The 19314-nt window shown below is 73.1% G+C and carries 17 protein-coding genes; 8 read left to right on the top strand and 9 right to left on the bottom strand.

Going from position 1 to position 19314, the window contains the following annotated elements:
- Nucleotides 1–5: 5 nt before the first annotated feature.
- Nucleotides 6–389: an STAS domain-containing protein gene (locus ABZ490_RS07420; RefSeq protein WP_358985617.1), complete on the bottom strand. Its 384-nt coding sequence runs from the start codon at nt 387–389 to the stop codon at nt 6–8.
- 281 nt (nt 390–670) lie between these two features.
- Between ABZ490_RS07420 and ABZ490_RS07415 the strand changes: the two genes are divergently transcribed.
- Nucleotides 671–1252: a sigma-70 family RNA polymerase sigma factor gene (locus tag ABZ490_RS07415; protein WP_358985614.1), complete on the top strand. Its 582-nt coding sequence runs from the start codon at nt 671–673 to the stop codon at nt 1250–1252.
- A gap of 104 nt (nt 1253–1356) precedes the next feature.
- Nucleotides 1357–2646, top strand: coding sequence for a zf-HC2 domain-containing protein (locus tag ABZ490_RS07410; protein WP_358985953.1), 1290 nt, complete (start codon nt 1357–1359; stop codon nt 2644–2646).
- A gap of 160 nt (nt 2647–2806) precedes the next feature.
- On the opposite strand, the gene purU is transcribed toward ABZ490_RS07410, so the two are convergent.
- Together purU and ABZ490_RS07400 are read right to left on the bottom strand one after the other, a co-directional pair.
- Nucleotides 2807–3691 (bottom strand): formyltetrahydrofolate deformylase, encoded by an 885-nt coding sequence (gene purU, locus ABZ490_RS07405; protein WP_358985611.1) that lies wholly within the window; start codon nt 3689–3691, stop codon nt 2807–2809.
- A gap of 47 nt (nt 3692–3738) precedes the next feature.
- Complete coding sequence (locus tag ABZ490_RS07400) at nt 3739–4239, bottom strand: hypothetical protein (protein WP_358985608.1); 501 nt, start codon at nt 4237–4239, stop codon at nt 3739–3741.
- Between the two features lie 118 nt (nt 4240–4357).
- Between ABZ490_RS07400 and ABZ490_RS07395 the strand changes: the two genes are divergently transcribed.
- The gene (locus ABZ490_RS07395) at nt 4358–5719 is read left to right on the top strand and encodes an ABC transporter substrate-binding protein (protein WP_358985605.1); all 1362 of its coding nucleotides are present in this window, start codon (nt 4358–4360) and stop codon (nt 5717–5719) included.
- Nucleotides 5720–5739: 20 nt separating this feature from the next.
- Here the strand turns inward: ABZ490_RS07395 and ABZ490_RS07390 are convergent, their stop codons facing one another.
- Together ABZ490_RS07390 and ABZ490_RS07385 are read right to left on the bottom strand one after the other, a co-directional pair.
- Nucleotides 5740–7446, bottom strand: coding sequence for a hypothetical protein (locus ABZ490_RS07390; RefSeq protein ID WP_358985602.1), 1707 nt, complete (start codon nt 7444–7446; stop codon nt 5740–5742).
- Nucleotides 7447–7647: 201 nt separating this feature from the next.
- On the bottom strand, nt 7648–9033 hold the full coding sequence (locus ABZ490_RS07385; protein ID WP_358985599.1) for a transcriptional regulator: 1386 nt from the start codon (nt 9031–9033) through the stop codon (nt 7648–7650).
- A 267-nt stretch (nt 9034–9300) separates the two neighbouring features.
- Here ABZ490_RS07385 and ABZ490_RS07380 point away from each other — a divergent pair, with 267 nt between their 5' ends.
- The 3 genes from ABZ490_RS07380 to ABZ490_RS07370 all read left to right on the top strand — a co-directional run bounded on the left by ABZ490_RS07380 (nt 9301) and on the right by ABZ490_RS07370 (nt 12446).
- Entirely contained in the window at nt 9301–9963 is a 663-nt protein-coding gene (locus tag ABZ490_RS07380) for a bifunctional DNA primase/polymerase (RefSeq protein WP_358985596.1), read from the top strand.
- A gap of 123 nt (nt 9964–10086) precedes the next feature.
- The gene (locus tag ABZ490_RS07375) at nt 10087–10860 is read left to right on the top strand and encodes an ABC transporter ATP-binding protein (RefSeq protein WP_358985593.1); all 774 of its coding nucleotides are present in this window, start codon (nt 10087–10089) and stop codon (nt 10858–10860) included.
- Nucleotides 10857–12446, top strand: a complete 1590-nt coding sequence (locus ABZ490_RS07370) for a transporter (protein WP_358985590.1) — start codon at nt 10857–10859, stop codon at nt 12444–12446. Before ABZ490_RS07375 ends, ABZ490_RS07370 begins: the two co-directional genes overlap by 4 nt.
- A gap of 27 nt (nt 12447–12473) precedes the next feature.
- Here ABZ490_RS07370 and ABZ490_RS07365 read toward each other — a convergent pair whose 3' ends face one another.
- Nucleotides 12474–13448, bottom strand: a complete 975-nt coding sequence (locus ABZ490_RS07365; RefSeq protein WP_358985587.1) for an alpha/beta hydrolase — start codon at nt 13446–13448, stop codon at nt 12474–12476.
- Nucleotides 13449–13968: 520 nt separating this feature from the next.
- Entirely contained in the window at nt 13969–14661 is a 693-nt protein-coding gene (locus tag ABZ490_RS07360; RefSeq protein ID WP_358985584.1) for a metal-dependent transcriptional regulator, read from the bottom strand.
- Nucleotides 14662–14887: 226 nt separating this feature from the next.
- Here ABZ490_RS07360 and ABZ490_RS07355 point away from each other — a divergent pair, with 226 nt between their 5' ends.
- Nucleotides 14888–15652 (top strand): SIS domain-containing protein, encoded by a 765-nt coding sequence (locus tag ABZ490_RS07355; protein ID WP_358985581.1) that lies wholly within the window; start codon nt 14888–14890, stop codon nt 15650–15652.
- Nucleotides 15653–15681: 29 nt separating this feature from the next.
- Here ABZ490_RS07355 and ABZ490_RS07350 read toward each other — a convergent pair whose 3' ends face one another.
- Nucleotides 15682–17127, bottom strand: a complete 1446-nt coding sequence (locus ABZ490_RS07350) for a PAS domain-containing protein (RefSeq protein WP_358985579.1) — start codon at nt 17125–17127, stop codon at nt 15682–15684.
- 114 nt (nt 17128–17241) lie between these two features.
- Complete coding sequence (locus ABZ490_RS07345) at nt 17242–17691, bottom strand: GNAT family N-acetyltransferase (protein WP_358985576.1); 450 nt, start codon at nt 17689–17691, stop codon at nt 17242–17244.
- Nucleotides 17692–18284: 593 nt separating this feature from the next.
- Here ABZ490_RS07345 and ABZ490_RS07340 point away from each other — a divergent pair.
- Complete coding sequence (locus tag ABZ490_RS07340) at nt 18285–19313, top strand: 2-oxoglutarate and iron-dependent oxygenase domain-containing protein (protein ID WP_358985573.1); 1029 nt, start codon at nt 18285–18287, stop codon at nt 19311–19313.
- The last annotated feature ends 1 nt before the right edge of the window (nt 19314 follow it).

The following is a 19314-nucleotide window of genomic DNA, read 5'->3' as shown; positions in this document are numbered from 1 at the left end:
GCGGCTCAGGCCGTCAGCGGTGCGGAGCCGTCCTCGGCCACGGCCTCCGCGAGGTCGCCGTAGACGTCGAAGAGGCGCCGGACGCCGAGCGCGCCCAGGACGCGGTTGACATGGGAGTCCTCCGCGGCCCCGCGCGCGGGCAGGATCAGCCGCAGCCGGCCCCGGCAGGAGCGGATGAGTCTGCGGGCCGCGATGAGCACGCCGACCCCGCTGGAGTCGCAGAAGTAGACCTCGGAGAGGTCCAGGACGAGACGGTGGCGCCCCTCGGCCACCTCGTCGTGCACCCGCTGCCGCAGCACCGGTGACGTCACCAGGTCCAGCTCGCCCGACACATGGAGCACGGCCCACCCGCCCTGCTCGCCGCCGGTCACCTTGAAGGCCACCACCACGCCTTTCCCTCGCCGTAAACGGAAGCCGTCCCTACGCTTCCTTGCAGCGCGGCTGCCCAGCGGCGTTGCCCCGAAACACCTGACGAAAAACGGGTACCGAACGAAAGAGGCTTGATTCCGTCATATTCAGTCCTGTTCGATCTGGATTGGTCATGATGAGTCTGGGTAGGCGCCGCCCCATACCATCGCCCGGACGATCAGGGGCGCACATTGGAACAAAGGGGCGTGCGTTGTCCTACGTGCCGACTACATTCGAGGTGACGCACAGGTGAGGGGGCCGCATGGCGAAGAAGGACGCACCGCCCCGCTGGGACCGCAAGATGCAGCAGCGACTCGCGCGCGGTGAGGCGGCCGCCCTCGGTGAGCTCTACGACCGGTTCGCTTCACTCGTGCACGGCCTCGCCCATCGCGTGCTCGGAGACGAACACGCGGCCGACCGCGTCACCCGCGAGGTCTTCGTCCACGTCTGGCAGCACCCCGACGCCTACGACCCCCAACAGGGCCCCCTGCGCACCTGGATCGCCGCGCTGACCCACCGGCTGGCCGTGCAGCGGCTGCGCGCCACCGAGACCGCCGCGCTCGCCGAGGGCGGTCCCGGCACCGCCGAGGACCTGGAGCACAAGGTGCGGCACGCCGCGGTCGCCGCCCGCGCCGACTACATCGTCCAGGCCATGCCCGCCCCGCTGCGCGCCGCCCTGGAACTGGCCTACTTCCAGCGCCGTGACTACCGCCAGACCGCCGCCGACCTCGGCGTCACCGAGGACGAGGCCCGCCGCCGGCTCCGCCTCGGCCTGCAACTGCTCTCCACCGCCCACGACACACCGGCCTCCGGGGCCCCGCCCGAATACGGGGGTGCGGCGTGACCGACGCGGACGGATTCGAGGGCCACGACGGCGAGAGCGAGGACGACAGGGACGACAAGGGCGGCACGGACGCGACGGACGGCAGCGAGGGCTACGACGGCTCCATGGACGAGCACACCGCGAACGGCGGCGACCCGAGCGGCGACGGGGGCGACCAGGGCGACGGCACCCGCCGTGCGCCCCGCATCCCGTTCCCCCGCGCCTCCGTCGAGGACACCGGACTGCCGCTGCCCGCGCTGGAGGCGCTCGCCGTCACGGAACCGCCGCGGCTGGAGCACCGCGTGCTGAAGGCCCTGCTGGGCGCCTGGGCGCTGGCGGCCTGCTCCGCCGAGGAGGCCGCAGCTGTCGAGGAGCACCTCGGCGACTGCGGCGCCTGCGCCGACGAGGCCCGGCGGCTGCGCGAGGCGGTCGGCCTGCTCCAGCGCCCGGAGAGCCTCGACCTCGACCCGGGCCTGCGCACCCGCGTCCTGGAGGCCTGCCTCGACCGCCGCCCGCCGCGCATCCCGGTACCGCCGTGGGCGACCTCGTACGACGCCGAGACCGCACGCCTGGACGCCCTGCTCCAGGACTTCGGCGACGCCGAGTGGCACGCGCCCGTGCGGCTGCGCTGGTTCCGCGGCGACGGGGAGAGCACCCGGCGCACCACCGTCGCCGGTGTCATCGCCCATCTCCTCGCCGTGGACGGCCTGGTCGCGGTGGCCCTCGGCCTGGAGGACCCGCTCGGCCCCGGCGACGACAAGGAGACCGACGGTGTCCGCGGCCCCGCCGAGCGCACCGAGGCGTACTGGGGAGCCTCGCACTTCCCGCCGACCCGCTCGGTGCGCGGCCCCTGGCGCGAGCAGAGCCACGCGCTCGTGCGCACGGTGTCGTTCACCGGTGGAGGAGGGCCCGGCACCCTGCCGATCCCGTACGGCGGCTTCGAGCTGCCCCTGCGGGACGCGATGCTGGACCGGGCGTTCGAGTGCTGGGTGCACGCCGAGGACATCGCGGAGGCGGTCGACTATCCGTACGCGCCGCCCGCGCCCCGCCATCTGCACGGCATGATCGACCTGGCGGCACGGATGCTGCCGACGGCGCTCGCCGCGCGCCGGCGCGCGGGGCTGGCCGCGCCCGCGCCGAGCGCCCGGCACCTGGTGAGCGCCGGCAGCCCCGGCCGCAGCCTGCGGCTGGAGATCGAGGGCGACGGCGGGGGCGAGTGGCTGATCCCGCTGGACTCGCCCGCAGCGGTGGGCTCCGCCGCGCACGAGGTGGCGCACGTGGCGCTGGACGACGTGGAGTTCTGCCGGCTGGCGGCGGGCCACGTACCGCCGGAGGAGGCCGCGGCGGGGCAGGTGGGGGACCGGGGGGCGATCAGGGATGTTCTGTTCGCGGCGGCGAGCTTGAGCCGGATGTAGGGGTTGGTTGCGGTGCGTTGGGGGGTGCGGGTGCGTGGGGGTTGTTCGCGCGGTTCCCCGCGCCCCTGGAAACGCACGCCAGTTGTAAAGGGGCGCGGGGAACCGCGCGACCAGCCACCGACAACCCGCACTCGCCCGCGACGAGGAACCCCCCGCCTCCCTAGGCGAACACCACCGTCCGGCGCCCGTTGAGCAGAATCCTCCGCTCCGCGTGCCACTTCACGGCCCGCGCCAGCGCCTGGCACTCCACGTCACGGCCCACCGCGACCAGCTGGTCGGGGGTGGCGTCGTGCCCCACCCGCTCGACCTCCTGCTCGATGATCGGCCCCTCGTCGAGATCGGCGGTGACATAGTGCGCCGTCGCCCCGATCAGCTTCACGCCCCGCGTGTGCGCCTGGTGGTACGGCTTCGCGCCCTTGAAGCTCGGCAGGAAGGAGTGGTGGATGTTGATGATCCGGCCGCTGAGCTGCTTGCAGAGGTCGTCCGAGAGCACCTGCATGTAGCGGGCCAGCACCACCAGCTCGACGTTCTGCTCGCGCACGATCTCCAGCAGCTTGGCCTCGGCCTCCGCCTTCGTCTCCTTCGTCACCGGGATGTGGTGGAAGGGGATGTCGTACGAGCCCACCAGCTCGGTGAAGTCGGTGTGGTTGGACACCACCGCCGTGATCTCCACCGGCAGTGCGCCGATCCGGGCGCGGAACAGCAGGTCGTTCAGGCAGTGCCCGAACTTGCTGACCAGCAGGACGATGCGCATCTTCTCGTCGGCCCGGTTGATCTGCCAGTCCATGTGGAAGGAGTCGCCGATCGCCGCGAAGCTCGCGCGCAGCTTGTCCACGGTCTGCGGCGCGTCGGCCGAGAAGTGGACCCGCATGAAGAACAGTCCCGTGTCGTGGTCGCCGAACTGCTGGCTGTCCTCGATGTTGCAGCCGGTCATGAACAGGTAGCTCGACACGGCGTGCACGATGCCCTGCTTGTCCGGGCAGGAGAGGGTGAGGACGTACTGGTCGGCGGGGGACGCCGCGGCTCGGGCGGACTGCTCACTCATGCAGCACAGGGTCTCACGTCCGCCTCCGCACGGCGGAGGCCGTCCCGCTACGCGGACCTCGTCATGATCCGCAGCACTTCCAGCGTGCGCGGCGGCGCGTCCGGGTCCTCGCCGTCGGCCACCGCCAGGCGGATGTGCGCGTCACGTGCCGCCTGGACCGCCTCGGGCCAGCCGGGGTGGGAGACATAGGTGGAGACGGGAGCGTCCGGGCCGACCTGGTGCATGATCCGCAGGACGCGCAGCACGGCGGTGTCGACGAGCGCCGCCTCCTGCGGGTCGCGGAAGATCGTGCCGACGTACTTCTCGGCGGACCAGTTGTCGAGCCAGGTGTCCTCGACCAGCCGGTAGACGGCGTCGGTGACGTCGCCGTATCCGTCCACACCGGACAGCCAGACGTTCTGCTGGAACACCGGGTCGGAGAGCATGTGCAGCGCGGAGCGCACATTGCTGCGCCAGCGCCACCACGGCATGTCGTTGAGTGGCATGCCGCCCATGGTGGAGGAGCGACGGCCGCGACGGGAAGAGTTCTCCGAACCTTGCACGGTCATCGATCGTACGTTTTCCCGTCCCCGAGTCCTCACGGACCCCGGTAATTCACTCTCACGTCACCCGTCGTTGACCGTGGGTCACTCCGAGGTTAGTGATGTGACGGAATCGTGCGTGTTCATGACCGGCAGGCGACGCACCTTCTCGCGAAGTACCTTCCTCCCCAGGTTTCTCCGCAGTACCGGAAACGGCAGATCGGCCGCCCTCGCGGCGGGCGCTCTGGCCGCCGTCGCGTCGCTGACCGCCGGATGCGGGGTCGTCCCCGGGGTCACGGGGGGTTCCGGGGACGACCCGATCGTCGTGATGACCTGGGCGCCCGTGGGGACGGCCGCCACGAACAAGCCCGGCATGCCCGCCTTCGCCCGCGCCTACGCCCGCTGGATCAACTCCAAGGGCGGCATCGACGGCCACAAGCTCACCGTGCTGACCTGCAACGACCACAACGACGCGGTGTCCGCGGCGGCCTGCGCCCGGCGCGCGGTCAAGGAGAAGGCGGTCGCCGTCGTCGGCTCGTACAGCCAGCACTCCGACGCGTTCTTCCCGCATCTGGAGGGCGCCGGCATCCCCTACATAGGCGGCTACGGCGTCACGACCTCCGAGTTCACCAGCCCTCTGTCCTACCCCGTCAACGGGGGCCAGCCCGCGCTCCTCGCCGGTCTCGGCAAGGTGCTGGCCGGCTCCTGCTCGGGGCCCGTGGCGCTCGTCCGCCCCGACACCATCGCGGGCGACGGCCTGGCGCCGATGCTCGACGCCGGTCTGAAGGCGGGCGGGCACGACAAGGCCGAGGACCAGCGGGCGGCGGAGGACGCCACCGAGTACTCCACGCAGGCCGAGAAGGCCCTGCGGGAGGCCACCGGCGGCACGGCGGGCACCGGCACGGCGTCCGCGGGCACGGCGTCCGGTGGCAAGGGCTGTGTGGTGCCCGCGCTGGGCGACCGCAACGGCACCTTCATGGACTCCTTCCGCCGCAGCCGCGAGGACTATCCCGCGGTGAACACCGGAAGCGTGCTGGGCAGCGTCGACCAGACCGTCATCGACGCCAGCGGCGGCGGCTCCGGCCCGTACGAGGGGGCGTACGTCACCGGCTGGTACCCGGTGGAGAGCGACAAGCGGTGGGCCGGGATGAAGAAGGTGATCAGCGAGTCCGCCTTCTCCGACACCAGCATCGACCCCTCCGACACCGGGGTGCAGACCACCTGGATCGCCTACAACGTGCTGCGGCAGGCCGTGGAGTCGCTGGGCGACGACGAGGTGAGCGCCGACTCCGTGCGCGGCGCCCTCAACAGCGGCCGGAAGTTCACCACCGGCGGGCTCACCCCCGCCCTGCGCTGGAAGTTCACCAGCCGGCTCGCCGCCGTCGGGTTCCCCCGGCTGTCCAACGCCGAGGTGACCGTGCAGCAGGTGCGCAAGGGCCTGCTGGTGGCCTCGCAGAAGGGCTTCGTCGACGTCACCGACACCATGGAGGGGGCGGACGTCGGCTGAGGCCCCGACGCCCGCCCGGCTCAGAGCTGGGTGGGCTGGCGCTGCGTCAGACCGTACTTCTGGGCGATCGCGTTCCACAGCCGGGCGGCCTGGTTCTTCTGGGCGCTCGCGGTACCGCTCTCCCGGTTGCCCTGCTGGGTGGCGTTCGTGGTGCGGGCCCCGCCCTTCTTGCAGGCCTTGCGCTTGTTGCCGGCGACCTCGTCGGCCCACTGCGCGTAGTGGTTGTCGGCGGCCGCCGAGGCCTGCCAGGCCTTGGTGAGGGCGCCGGTCAGCGCGGCGTGGTCGGGCAGCCGGCCGACGTCGAGCGCCGCCAGCTTGGTGACCAGCTCGTTGCGCTGGCCGGCGGCGGCCCGCAGGTCCGAGGCGGCCTGGTCGAGGTTGTTGCACGCCTTCACGTTCGCCACCGCGGCGATCACGCTGGCCCGGCTGCTGCCGCTGTCCGCGAGCAGCTTGTCCAGGGCGGTCGCCTGCTGCTCGGCCGCGTCGCCGGAGGAGGCCGACGGCTCGCCCGCGGAGGCCGACGCGGCCACGGGCTTGCTGCCGTCGCCCTTGTCGTCGTCGCCGCCTCCACCGCCGAGCAGCGCGCCCGCGCCGATCCCGACGACGGCGATCGCGACACCGACCGCCGCGAACAGCGGCAGGCGCGATCCGGTACGGCCGCCGCGGCCCCGCTCGTCACCGTGGTCGTCGGGACGTACGGGAGGCACGTAGCCGGGCTGCGGGGCGCGCGCCGCGGGCCTCGCGCCGTAGCCCTGCGGTCCGCCGGCGTAGCCGGGGGTCTCCGGCTCGGTGATGCGCGGCAGCTGCTGGGTGGCGCCCGCCGGGGCACCGGCCCCCGGGCCGCCCTGGCCGCCCGGTCCGTCGCGGAAGAGGTTCTCGAACCCGGCGGGCGGCTGCGCGCCCCCGCCGGCCGCCGGGTACCCCTGGGCGGGCACGGGCGGTATGTACTGCGTGGCTTCGGCGTCGGAGTGCGCGGCGCCCGGGTAGGGCGACGCTCCGCCGGGGCTCTCGGGCGGCAGCGCGCCCGGCCGGACCGGCGGGATGTACTGCGTCGCGCCCTCGTCGACGCCCGGGACGGGCCCGGTGGCGGGAATGGGCGGCAGCACCTGGGTACGGCCGTCGTCGACCGGGCCCGGGGGAACCGGCGGGATGTACTGGGTCGCCCCGTCGGCGCCGACGGCGAACGGCGGCATCGGCGCCCCCGGTCCGCCCTGGGGGTATGTCGGCGGCGCGGCCGACACCTGCGGGGCCTGGCCGTAGTCGGCCGGGGCGTGCGGGTTCTGGCCGTAGCCGGCCGGGCCCTGCGGGTTCTGGTCGTACGACGGCTGCGGCGCCGCCGGCGCGCTCTGGCCGTACGTCTGCCCCGGCGCGCCCTCGGGCGGCAGCGGGCCCGCGCCCCACGCGTCGGGCTGCGCGGTGCCCCACTGCTGGGCCTGCTGGTCCGCGGGCAGCGGCCAGCCCTGCTCCGGTTGCCCGGCCGGCGCCTGCTGCTCGGGGCCCCACGGACCGCCCCAGGTCTGACCGCCGGCCGGCGGCTGCGCGGGCGGCTGCTGCCCGTACGGCTGAGCCCCGTACGGACCGGGCCGCCCGCCCTGATGATGGCCCGACTGCGGTCCGCCGGCGTCCGTCAGCCCCGGGATGAGGGGCTCACCACCGTCGGAGGGCAGCACGATGCCTTCGCGCGCGGGCCGCGCCGAGGGCTCCTCGCCCTGTCCACTCTGCGTCACCGGGACTCCTACGAACGGGGGACTGACGGAATCGTCGGCTCACGCTACCGGGTCCCCGGAACCCCGTGCCACGCAGCTCAGGACGTGATCTGCCTCCCAGTGACGTCCGTAACAGATCCGGGGCGCCGTGCGCCGCGTCCGTCGGATCCTGTACGGGACCTGTCCGTTTCCCGAACGTTCACGCGACGGCGCCCCGTCCGTTCACGCCGCGGCCTGGAGTTCCAGCCGCGCCCCGAACTCCCGCACCACCGGCTCCTCCCGGTAGGGCTCCAGCCGCTGCTGGAGGTCCTCCAGATACTCCGCGCCCCGGTTGGAGCGCAGGGTCTCCAGGAGTTCCACCGCCTTCAGACCGGTGCTGCACGCCTGCTCGACCTCGCGCTGCTGGACCTGCGCGGTGGCGAGGAGGACGTATCCGATGGCCCGGCGGCGGGCCCGGGTCTCCGGATGCCCGGCCAGCGACTGCTCGGCGCACCGCGCCGCCGCCTCCGCCTGCCCGAGGTCCCGGTGGCAGTGCGCCAACTCGTCGGCCAGATAGGCCTCGTCGAAGTGCGCGATCCACGCCGGGTCGTCGCCCGCGGACGGCTCGGCACCCTCCAGCGCCGACACCGCCCGCCCCGAGGCGAGCTGGGCGGAGCGGATGTCGCCCATCAGCGCGTGTCCCCGGGCCTCCGCGGCGTGGAACATCGACTCCGCGCGCGGAGTGACCCGCCCGCGCGCCCCCTCCTGGGCCGCGCGCGCCAACTGGGCGATCTCGCGCGGGTTTCCGAGCTGGGCGGCGAGATGGCTCATGGACGCGGCGAGGACGTACCCGCCGTAGCCGCGGTCACCCGCCGCCTGCGCGAGCCGCAGGGACTGGATGTAGTACCGCTGGGCCAGGCCCGGTTGGCCGGTGTCGACGGCCATGTACCCGGCGAGTTCCGTCAACCGGGCGACCGCGGCGAAGAGTTCACGGCCGACGGCCTCCCGGTAGGAGCCGGCCAGCAGCCCCGAGACGACGCTGTTGAGGTAGTGCACGACCACCGGGCGGACATGCCCGCTGCCGTACTGGTGGTCCAGGTCGACCAGGGCCTGGGTCATCGCCTTCACGGCCGCCACGTCGGACAGGCCCACCCGCGGCCCTGCGGACCGCGCCACCTGGGCGTCGGGCGACGAGATCAGCCAGTCGCGGCTGGGCTCGACCAGCGCCGAGGCGGCGACGGACGAACCGGAGAGGAAGTCGCGCCGGCCCACGTCGCTGCGCCACAGCTCGCAGACCTGCTCGATGGCCCCCAGCACCGTCGGCGAGAACTGGAGACCCACGCCCGAGGCGAGGTTCTTGCCGTTGGCCATGCCGATCTCGTCGATCGTGACCGTACGGCCGAGCTTGCGGCCCAGGGCCTCGGCGATGATCGCCGGGGCGCGTCCGCGCGGCTGCTGTCCGCGCAGCCAGCGGGCCACCGACGTCTTGTCGTAGCGCAGGTCGAGACCGTGCTCGGCGCCGCACATGTTGACCCGGCGGGCGAGCCCGGCGTTCGAGCACCCCGCCTCCTGGATGAGCGCCTGCAGCCGTTCGTTCGGCTGCCGCGCGACGAGAGGCCTTGCGGCCATTGGCACTACCCCCTGTGGAGTTCCGCACCGAAAAGTTCCGGCCGAGAAGATCAATGCCCCATGGAAACAGCGAAAATGCGAGGCATGTGCTGATTGCACGAGAATTGCCGGGATATCGGCGGAAGTCCGCCCCCGTCGGTGACTACCCGCTCCCGCGCCCGTTCCTTCCACGCGCCCCCCGGGATGCACCCATGCGCCCCGCACGCAAAATCGGTGCTCCTCCCCCGCGCACAGTGGCGTGCGTAACCCCCGGTGACCGCTAGAGTTGTGCTCATCGTGGAAGAGACCATCGCGGGCGCCGACGCCACTCAAATCCCGAAGCAGCGCGGGGAATCGCTGCTCGAGACCGCTGTTCGCTACACCGAGGAACGTCATTGGGACGTCTTCCCCGGCACCTGGCTGGAACCCGTCGACGGTGTGCAGCGCTGCTCCTGCGGCGACACGGCGTGCGAGGCGCCGGGGGCGCATCCCACGCGCCCCGACTGGGTGACGCAGGCGACGGGGAGTGCGACCGTCGCGCGCCGGATGTGGCAGACCCAGCCGACCTCCTCGATCCTGCTCCCCACCGGGCGTACGTTCGACGCCATCTCCGTGCCGGAGACCGCCGGGTTCCTCGCGCTGGCGCGGATGGAACGGATGGAACTGACGCTGGGGCCGGTGACGTTGACGCCGGACCGGCGGATGCACTTCTTCGTGCTGCCGGGGGCGTCCGCGAAGGTGCCGGACCTGGTGCGCAAGCTGGGCTGGTCCCTGGGGTCGCTCGATCTGGTGACGTTGGGCGAGGGCACGTATGTGGCCGCGCCGCCCACGCGGTTCGGGTCCCGGGGTGCGGTGCAGTGGGCCTGCCGGCCGACCGCGGCGAACCGGTGGCTGCCGGACGCGGAGGAGTTGATCTCGCCGCTCGCCTATGCCTGCGGGCGGGATCGGTAACCGGTTCGTCGCCGTTGTCGGGTGCGGGTGCGTGGTGGTTGCTCGCGCCCCGCGACGGAGCCGCATATCGGACACAGTCCCGCGCCCCCAAAAAAGCAACTTGCCTGAACGTAGGCTTCGGGCATGACGTCTGCCGTGCGCGTTCGTGGGCTGTGGAAGCGGTTCGGGCAGCAGGTTGCGGTTGCCGGGATCGATCTCGATCTGCCCGCCGGGAAGTTCATCGGGCTCGTCGGGCCCAACGGGGCCGGGAAGACGACCACGCTCTCCATGGTGACCGGGCTGCTGCGGCCCGATCAGGGGTCCGTCGAGGTGGCGGGGCGTGACGTGTGGCGGGATCCCGTGGCGGTGAAGGCGCGGATCGGGGTCCTGCCGGAGGGGCTGCGGCTGTTCGAGCGGCTGTCGGGGCGTGAACTGCTCGGGTACAGCGGACGGCTGCGCGGGCTGCCCGGGGCCGAAGTCGACCGGCGGGCCACGCAGTTGCTCGACGTCCTCGATCTCGCGGGGGCCCAGCACAAGCTGGTCGTCGACTACTCGACGGGGATGCGCAAGAAAATCGGGCTCGCCACGGCGCTGCTGCACAATCCCGAGGTGCTCTTCCTCGACGAGCCGTTCGAGGGCGTCGACCCGGTGTCCGCCCAGACCATCCGCGGGGTGCTGGAGCGGTACACCGCCTCCGGGGCCACCGTCGTCTTCTCCTCGCACGTGATGGAACTCGTCGAATCCCTGTGCGACTGGGTGGCGGTGATGGCGGCGGGGCGGATCCGGGCGCACGGGACGCTGGAGGAGGTCCGCGGGGCGGCTCCCTCGTTGCAGCGGGCGTTCCTGGAGCTGGTCGGCGCCGAGGGGCGGCACGGCGGGGCGGATCTCGACTGGCTGGGCGGCGGGGCGGCCCGATGACCGCGCTGACCTCCACCGTCGTACGGCTGAAGCTGTCGCTGCTGCGCAACGGACTGCGGCAGTCCGGTGGGCGGCGGGCCGCGTACGCGGTGTCCGCCGTGGCCGTGCTGGTGTTCGCGGTGCTCCAGCTGCTCGGGCTGATCGCGCTGCGGGGGCATGCGCACGCCGACGCGCTCGTGGTGCTGCTGGTGGGGGTGCTGGGGCTGGGGTGGGCGGTGATGCCGCTGTTCTTTCCCGGCGGGGACGAGACGCTGGATCCGACGCGGCTGGTGATGCTGCCGCTGCGGCCCCGGCCGCTGGTCCGGGCGCTGCTGGCGGCCTCGCTGGTGGGCATCGGGCCGCTGTTCACCGTGCTGATGCTGGTCGGAGCGGTGGTCGCGGTGGCGCACGGGCCCGCGGCCTACGTCGTCTCGGTCGTCGCCGTCGCCCTGGGGCTGCTGGTGTGCGTGGCGCTCGCGCGGGCCGTCGCCGCCGCCAATGTACGGCTGCTGACCAGCCGCCGGGGGCGGGATCTGGCGGTGCTGAGCGGGCTGGTGATCGCCGTGGGCGCGCAGGCCGTCAACTTCGCGGCGCAGCGGCTGGGCACGGCCGGGCTCGGGCAGCTCGATCCGGCGGCGGAGGTGGTGCGGTGGCTGCCGCCGGCCTCGGCGGTGGGCGCGGTGGACTCGGTGAGCGAGGGGGCGTACGGCCTCGCGGCGGGGCAGCTGGCGGTCGGTGCGGCGGTGCTGGCGGGGCTCGTGGCGCTGTGGGCGCGGAGTCTGGACCGGCTGATGACCGCGCCGGACGGTTCGACGCTGGGGGCCGCCGAGGCGGACGTGCGGGACCGGCGCGGCGGTGCCGGGTGGGCGCGGCTGCTGCCGGGCGGCCGTACCGGGACCGTCATGGAGCGCAGCCTGCGCTATGTGTGGCGGGATCCGAAGACGAAGGCGGCCTGGGTGACGTCGCTCGCGATCGGGCTGATCGTGCCCGTGTTCAACGCCGTGCAGGGCACCGGCTCGATCTACTTCGCCTGTTTCGCCGCCGGGATGCTCGGCATCCAGATGTACAACCAGTTCGGGCAGGACACCTCGGCGTTCTGGATGGTCGCGCTGACGATCTCCTCGCCCCGGGACGCCTACGTCGAACTCCGCGCGCGTGCCCTCGCGCTGCTGGTGATCACCCTGCCGTACGCGACGCTGGTGACCGTGGTGACGACGGCGCTCCTCGGGGACTGGCCGAGGCTCCCCGAGGTGCTGGGGCTGTCGCTGGCGCTGCTGGGCGCGATGCTGACGACCGGCGCCTGGACGTCGGCCCGCTTCCCCTACTCGATCCCGCAGGAGGGCTACAAGAACGTGGCCCCCGGGCAGACCGGGCTGGCCTGGATCTCCATCTTCGGCGGGATGGTCGCGGCCGCCCTGCTGTGCGCCCCGGTCATCGCGGGGACGATCTGGCTGAACGTCACCGTGGACGGTGAGCTGTGGAGCTGGCTGCTGCTGCCGGCCGGCGCGGTGTACGGGACGGCGATCACCCTGATGGGCCTGCGGCTGGCGGCCCCCCGGGTGGCGGCCCGCCTGCCGGAGATCCTGGCGGCGGTGAGCAAGGGCTGAGGCCCGCGCCCTCGCGCGTGGGCTGCCCTAGGGCGCGAGCACGCCGTCCAGGAATGGTTCGATCGCTGCCCGCCAGGCCTCGGGCTGGTCGTAGTGGACGAGGTGGCCGGCGTCGGCGACCTCCGCGTACTCGCCGCGCGGGAGCACCCGGACCATCTCCTGGGCCTCGGCCCGGCCCAGCTCGCCGTCGAGGCCGCGCACGACGAGCGCGGGGCACCGCACCTGGGTCAGCTCCTCCCAGTGGGCGTCGTAGACCCAGGTCTCGCGGGACTTCAGCATCTGCTCGGGGGCGAAGACGGGGCGCCAGCCGTCGGGGGACTCCTGCATCACCTCGGCGTAGAACGCGCCGCGGGAGGGGTTGGGGCGCTCCACCCAGGGGTCGTCCTCGCCGAACCACTTGCGGACGTCGGCGAGGGTGGCGAAGGGCAGGGGCCAGGACTTGAACCAGTCGGCCCACTCGCGCTGCGAGGCCGAGCCGAGCGCCGAGGCCCGCATGTCGCAGAGGACCACGGCCCGCACCAGGTCGGGGCGTTTCGCGGCGAGCTGCCAGGCGGTGAGCGCCCCCATGGCGTGGCCGACGAGGACGGCCGGGGTGAGGCCGAGCTGCTCCAGGGCGGCCTCCGCGTCCTCGACGTACGCCTCACGGGTGAAGGCGGCCTCGGGGGGCTTCTCGCTCTGGCCGTGGCCGCGCTGGTCGAGGGCGACGGCGCGGTGCCGGGCGGAGAGCCAGCGGGCGGTGGACGCCCAGTGCGAGGCGCGGCCCATCAGCCCGTGCAGTAACAGGACACCGGAGGTGCGGTCGGGATCGGCGTCGGATGCGGGTGCGGTGCCGGGCGCGGTGCCGGGCGCCGTGCCGTTGCGGCCGTCCCGCCCGCCGGTCGACTGGGCCGGGATCACGGCGTCCGGCCCGCTCCCGGGCTGCTCGGCCTTGGGAGGGTCGCCGAACTCCCAGGCCGCCAGCCGTACGCCGCCCGCCCCGGTCACGTCGATGCGTCGCGCCATGGATCCTGGCACCCCCCTAGCCGTCGTACCGCTGTGCTGCCGATGCCCAGTGCTGCCTTCGCTCTGCCCTCGATCACATGCAGGCTATCGAATGCCCTTTCGAGAAAGACACTCTCCGCGACCAACACCCCTCGTTCGAGTGACCCCCCTGAAGGAATGATCGCCGCCGTCGGGGGGAGATCTTCAGCGGGAGGCGGACCGCTCGGGGAAAACGGTCCGAGGGGAACGACCCTGGGAGCTCGGGGCTCCGGGTCGAAACAGGGGAGGACAGGCCCCGGTGCCACACGGCACCGGGGCCCTCCACTGCTCTGCGGCACATCATCCCCGCCCCCCTCAGGTCATATGCCTCACGCGACAGCGTGGCACGCGAACGGTCCGCGCGCTGCCATTCGACACAGGGAATCTGCGATTCGACAACATCGCCGGGGCGCATCAACTACCCCAGGAGCAACAGGAGTTGAACATCGCTCAGTATTTCAACAATCGCCGGGCGCCTGCCCGGCGACCGCCGGACGTCCGGTCAGCGCTTCGCCACGAACACATGCGACGCGACGTCCGACTCCAGCTCGGCCGCCTCGCCACCGCTGCCGACCAGCACCCCGCCCGCCGACTCCGTCACGCTCACCACCGAACCGGGCTGCACACCCGCCCGGCGCAGCGTGTACATCAGCTGCGCGTCCGTCTGGATCGGCTCACCGATGCGCCGGACGACGACCGTCTTGCCCTCCGAGCCCGGGTCGAGGTCGGCCAGGGAGACCATGCCCTCGTCCAGGAACGGGTCGGCGCCGTCCTTCTCGCCCAGCTCCTCCAGACCCGGGATCGGATTGCCGTACGGCGACTCGGTGGGGTGCCGCAGCAGCTCCAGCACCCGCCGCTCCACGGCCTCGCTCATCACGTGCTCCCAGCGGCACGCCTCGGCATGGACCTGCTCCCACTCCAGGCCGATCACGTCGACGAGCAGACACTCGGCGAGCCGGTGCTTGCGCATCACGCGCGTGGCCAGCCGGCGCCCCTCGTCCGTCAGCTCCAGATGCCGGTCGCTCGCCACGGAGACCAGACCGTCGCGCTCCATGCGCGCCACCGTCTGGCTCACCGTGGGCCCGCTCTGGTCGAGGCGCTCGGCGATCCGGGCCCGCATGGGGACCACACCCTCCTCCTCCAGCTCGAGGATGGTGCGGAGATACATCTCCGTGGTGTCGATCAGTCCGGACATTCGTGTGCCCCTCGATGAGATCTGCCGAAGGCTCGACGGCTCTCCGGCGCGTGCGCTGGCCCTGGCACCAATTCTGCCGGATACCACCGACAACCGTGCCGCGCCGGTGAAACCGGACGGTCACGCCGGGCTCCCCGGACCCGCCGCAGGCCGTATTGACACGGCACTGGTCCAGACCGCACGGTGATCCGCGACACGGACCCCGACGGCGAAGGAGCCCCCTCGGATGAGCGACCGCAGCGACCACGAGCTCGCCGCCCGCTTCCTCGACGCCACGATCGGCCTGCTGGAGCGGGTCCGCGACGAGGAGGCCGACGCCGTACGGGCCGCCGGCACGCTCCTCGCCGACACCGTCGCCACCGGCGGCCGGCTCTTCGCCTTCGGCGCCGGCCACTCCTCGCTCCCCGCCCAGGACCTCGTCTACCGCGCGGGCGGCCTCGCCCTGGTGAACCTGCTCGCCGTCCCCGGGGTCGTCGGCGTCGACGTCAGACCCGCCACCCTCGGCTCCGCCCTGGAACGGGTCGACGGCCTCGCGAGCGCCGTCCTCGACACCTCCCCGCTGCGCGCCGGCGACGCCCTCGTGATCATCTCGCTCTCCGGCCGCAACGCCCTGCCCGTCGAGATGGCCGCCAAAGCCCGCGCCCTCGGCGTGAAGGTCATCGGCGTGACCTCGGTGGCCTACGCCTCCGAGACCACCCCCCGCAACCCCACCGGCACCTTCCTCAAGGACCACTGCGACGTCGTCCTCGACTCGAAGATCGCCGTCGGCGACGCCGTCCTCACCCTGGACAGCGTGCCGGCCCCCTTCGCCCCCGCCTCCACCGTCGTCACCTCGGCCCTCCTCCAGGCCGTCCTGGCCACCGCGGCCGGCTCCCTCGCCGACCGCGGCATCGAGCCCCCGCTGCTGCGCTCCGGCAACGTCGACGGCGGCCACGACTGGAACCGGCGCGTCCTGGACGAGTACGGCGACCGGATCTTCTACCAGCACTGAACCCGCACGGGCCGACGGCGGCCCGCAGGTCAGGCGCCCGCGCCGCGCCCCGCCGGGTCCGCCGCGTCCGCCAGATCCGCCAGGTCCAGCGCCGCCGCGATCCGCACCGCGACGTCCTCGGCGTACGTCGCGTCGGAACGCTCGAAGGGCGTCCGGCCCGCACCCCGCAGGAACGTCACCACCCCCAGCGTGCGGCCCCGGCTGCGCAGCACCGCGCACAACGCGTGCACCGTGTCCTGCGGCCACTGCCGAGCCCGCGCCCACTCCCGCGCCTCCTCCACCGCCGCGCTCCCCGCGCCCGCCCGCACCGAACCGGCCCGCGCGACGCACTGCAACGCCGGATGCCCCTCCGGGTACCGGACCGGCAGCCCGGCGTACCCGGTCAGCGCGCTCGGTCCCGGACCGCCCGACGGCGTGGCCGCCACCCGGACCAGCCGCAGCGGCACCGCCGCCTCCGACTCCGCCGCCGCACCGCCCGCGATCCGGTCGACCAGCGCATGGTCGGCGAACCCCGCCAGCGCGAAGTCCAGATGGACCGTGGCCGCCTCCGCCGGGTCCTCGCACTCGGCCGCCGCCCGCGCGGCCCGGTGCACCTGGTTCGTACGGAACCGCAGCAGCGAGGCCTCCTGCTCCCCCTGCTTGGCCTCCGTGACGTCCTGGAACAACCAGCCCACACCGAGCGGCACCGGCTCCTCCGCCAGCGGCGAGGCCAGCCGCAGGAACCCGCTCCGCCAGCAGCGCCGCCGCTCCCCCTCGGGGGTGCGCACCCCCACCCACACCTCCGCCGGAGCGGGCGGGGCGCCCTCCGCGAGGACATGCGTCAGCGCGTTCTCCAGCTCCTCCACGCCCTGGGTCAGCAGCTCGCCCAGCGGACGGCCCAGCACCGCCGTACGCCCCGTGCCGAGCGCGCGGGCGGCATGCGCGTTGACCACGGCGGGCCGCAGATCCGCGTCCACCAGGACCACACCCCAGGAGGCGTCGTCGAACAGCGCCTCGCTGAGCGCGATGGACCGCTCCAGATCGATCTGCGCGTGCACCTCGCTGAAGGCGCAGTACAGGCCGGCCGGCTTGCCGTCCGGGCCGGGCACGGCGGCCGACTGGGTGCGGACGAGCACCCGGCCCCCGTCCTTCGTCAGCAGCGCGAACTCGTGCACCTGGCGGCCCGACGCGTGCATCGCCGCCATCAGCCGCGTCTCGACCTCCCCGGCGTCCGCCTCGCGCACCGCCCACCCGGCGAAGCCCTGCCGGCCCACGGCCTCCGCCGCGCTCCAGCCGAGGATGCGCTCCGCCTCGCGGTTCCAGTGGGTGACGACACCGTCGGCGTCGAACGCGCACAGGGCCGCGTCCATGCCGTCGAGGAGCGCGGCGAGGAGATCCGCGCCGTCCGGGCCGACGGGGCCGCCCGGGTTCTCCGACCGCCCGGGCTCGTCCGGCCCCAGTTCGTCGGTGGTCCCCTTACGCCGGGAAGCACTCACCTGGACCCCCTGCAGGTTCGCTCACTTGCCCTCATTCAACTCGAACGTGACGCAGCCCACATATGGTTCCCGCAAGATTGCAGGGGAATCGTTGTACCGCCGCAGTCGCCACCGTCACACCGGAACGGGCATCAGCCTCAGGTCGACCCATTCCGCCGTCCCGCCGTCCAGCACATAGCGCTCGACCTCGGTGAAGCCACGCGCGCGTGCGAAACGCAGACCGTCCTCGTTGACGGCCAGCACACACGTCTCGACCGCACCGGCGCCCAGCGCCCGCGCCTGCCCGAGAACATGATCGTAGAGCGCCGCCCCGTACCCCCGCCGACGGAACCCGGGCAGCACGCGCGCGATGACGGTCACCGCCCCGTCCCCGGCCGGCGGCCGCACCGTGGAGCAGCCGACCAGCACCTCACCGACGTACGCGTTCTCCAGCCGGTTGCGCCCCGCCCGCTCCCGCACCTCGGCCGGCGACAGCACGGCAGGCGGCACGATCACGTTGTGGACGTACCGCCACTGCTCCAGCGCGGCCTCACCGTCGACCGCCTCGACCCGAAGATCACTCACCCCACCAGCGAACCGCGCCCCCACGCCCACGTCAACGCGTTCCCGGGAACCCGCTAGTGAGGGGCCGCCGATGTCCGTTTCGAGAGTTCTTCCGAAAAACGGTTGATCGGGGGCCGGAACGGTTCCTAAGGTATCGGTCACACGAGAAGGGAGGTGGTTCGGCAGATGTATGGAAACCGGACGCGTGAGGTGACTGCGGGCTAGCGGCCCGCCACCACACTCAGTGCGGTGCCGGACCCGTGCGCGATCCACGCGTGCAGCCGGCCCAATCCCAGCAGTCACCCGACCCGCGAGTCGCCGGTACGTCCGGCCGGCCCCTTCCTCTGGGAGGACCAGACTCGCGGGTCGTCTGCGTTTGTCGTCTGTGTTTTCGGGGGCCGCCGGGGCGTTTCGGGAAACTTTCGCAGGCAGTACGCTGGGGAACATGCTTTCGCTCGTTCGACGCCGCCACGTGGACTTCGTCCGCGTCACGAGCATGGGCTGTCGGCGCTCCGCCTGACCCAGCCCCCTTCTGCTTCTCTCCCCTTCCGGCAGCTGGGCTCCGCCCCACCCTCGGCGGCCGCCCGCGCCCCGTACACCCGCGGACGCATCCCATGACGCACATCGCGACGGCACCGTCGTACGACCAGCTCCCCCTCATCGATCTGTCGGCCGCCGACCGCGGCCCCCAGGCGCGTGCGCTGCTCCATGCGCAGCTGCACAGCGCCGCCCACGACGTGGGCTTCTTCCAGCTCGTCGGACACGGCGTGCGCAAGGAGGAGACCGAGCGGCTGGTGGCGGCCATGCAGGCCTTCTTCCGGTTGCCCGAGGCCGAGCGGCTCGCCCTCGACAACGTGAACTCGCCGCACTTCCGCGGCTACACGCGCACCGGTGACGAGCGGACCGGCGGACGGCAGGACTGGCGGGACCAGCTGGACATCGGGGCCGAGCGGCCGGCCCGGGTGCCGGGGCCCGGCGAGCCCTCGTACTGGTGGCTCCAGGGGCCCAACCAGTGGCCGGGCGGGCTGCCCGAGCTGCGGGAGGCCGCGCTGGCGTGGATCGACCGGCTCAGCGGTGTCGCCGAGCGGCTGCTGCGGGAGCTGCTCGCGTCCATCGGGGCCGACCCGGGGTTCTACGACTCCGTCTTCGGGGAGCACGCGCATCCGCATCTGAAGCTGGTGCGGTATCCGGGGAGCTCGGGCGACGGGGCCGGGCAGGGCGTGGGGGCCCACAAGGACTACGGGTTCCTGACGCTGCTGCTGCAGGACCAGGTCGGCGGGCTCCAGGTGCAGCGGGAGGACGGGCTGTTCCATGACGTGCCGCCGGTGGAGGGGGCGTTCGTCGTGAACCTCGGGGAGCTGCTGGAGGTGGCGACCGACGGGTATCTCGTCGCCACCAACCATCGGGTCGTCTCGCCGCCGGGGGCCGTGGAGCGGTTCTCCGTGCCCTTCTTCTACAACCCCCGGCTGGACGCCCGGGTGGAGCCGCTGGTCTTCCCGTACGCCGCCGCCGCTCCCGGGGTGACGGCCGATCCGGGGAACCCGCTGTTCGCGGAGTACGGGTTCAACGAGCTGAAGGGCAAGCTGCGGGCGCATCCGCTCGTGGCGGAGCGGCATCACGCGGAGCTGCTCAGCCCCGCGTGAT

The sequence above is a fragment of the Streptomyces sp. NPDC005811 genome (assembly GCF_040630405.1).
Lineage (GTDB): Bacteria > Actinomycetota > Actinomycetes > Streptomycetales > Streptomycetaceae > Streptomyces.
This window is presented reverse-complemented; position numbering and strand designations above follow the sequence as displayed.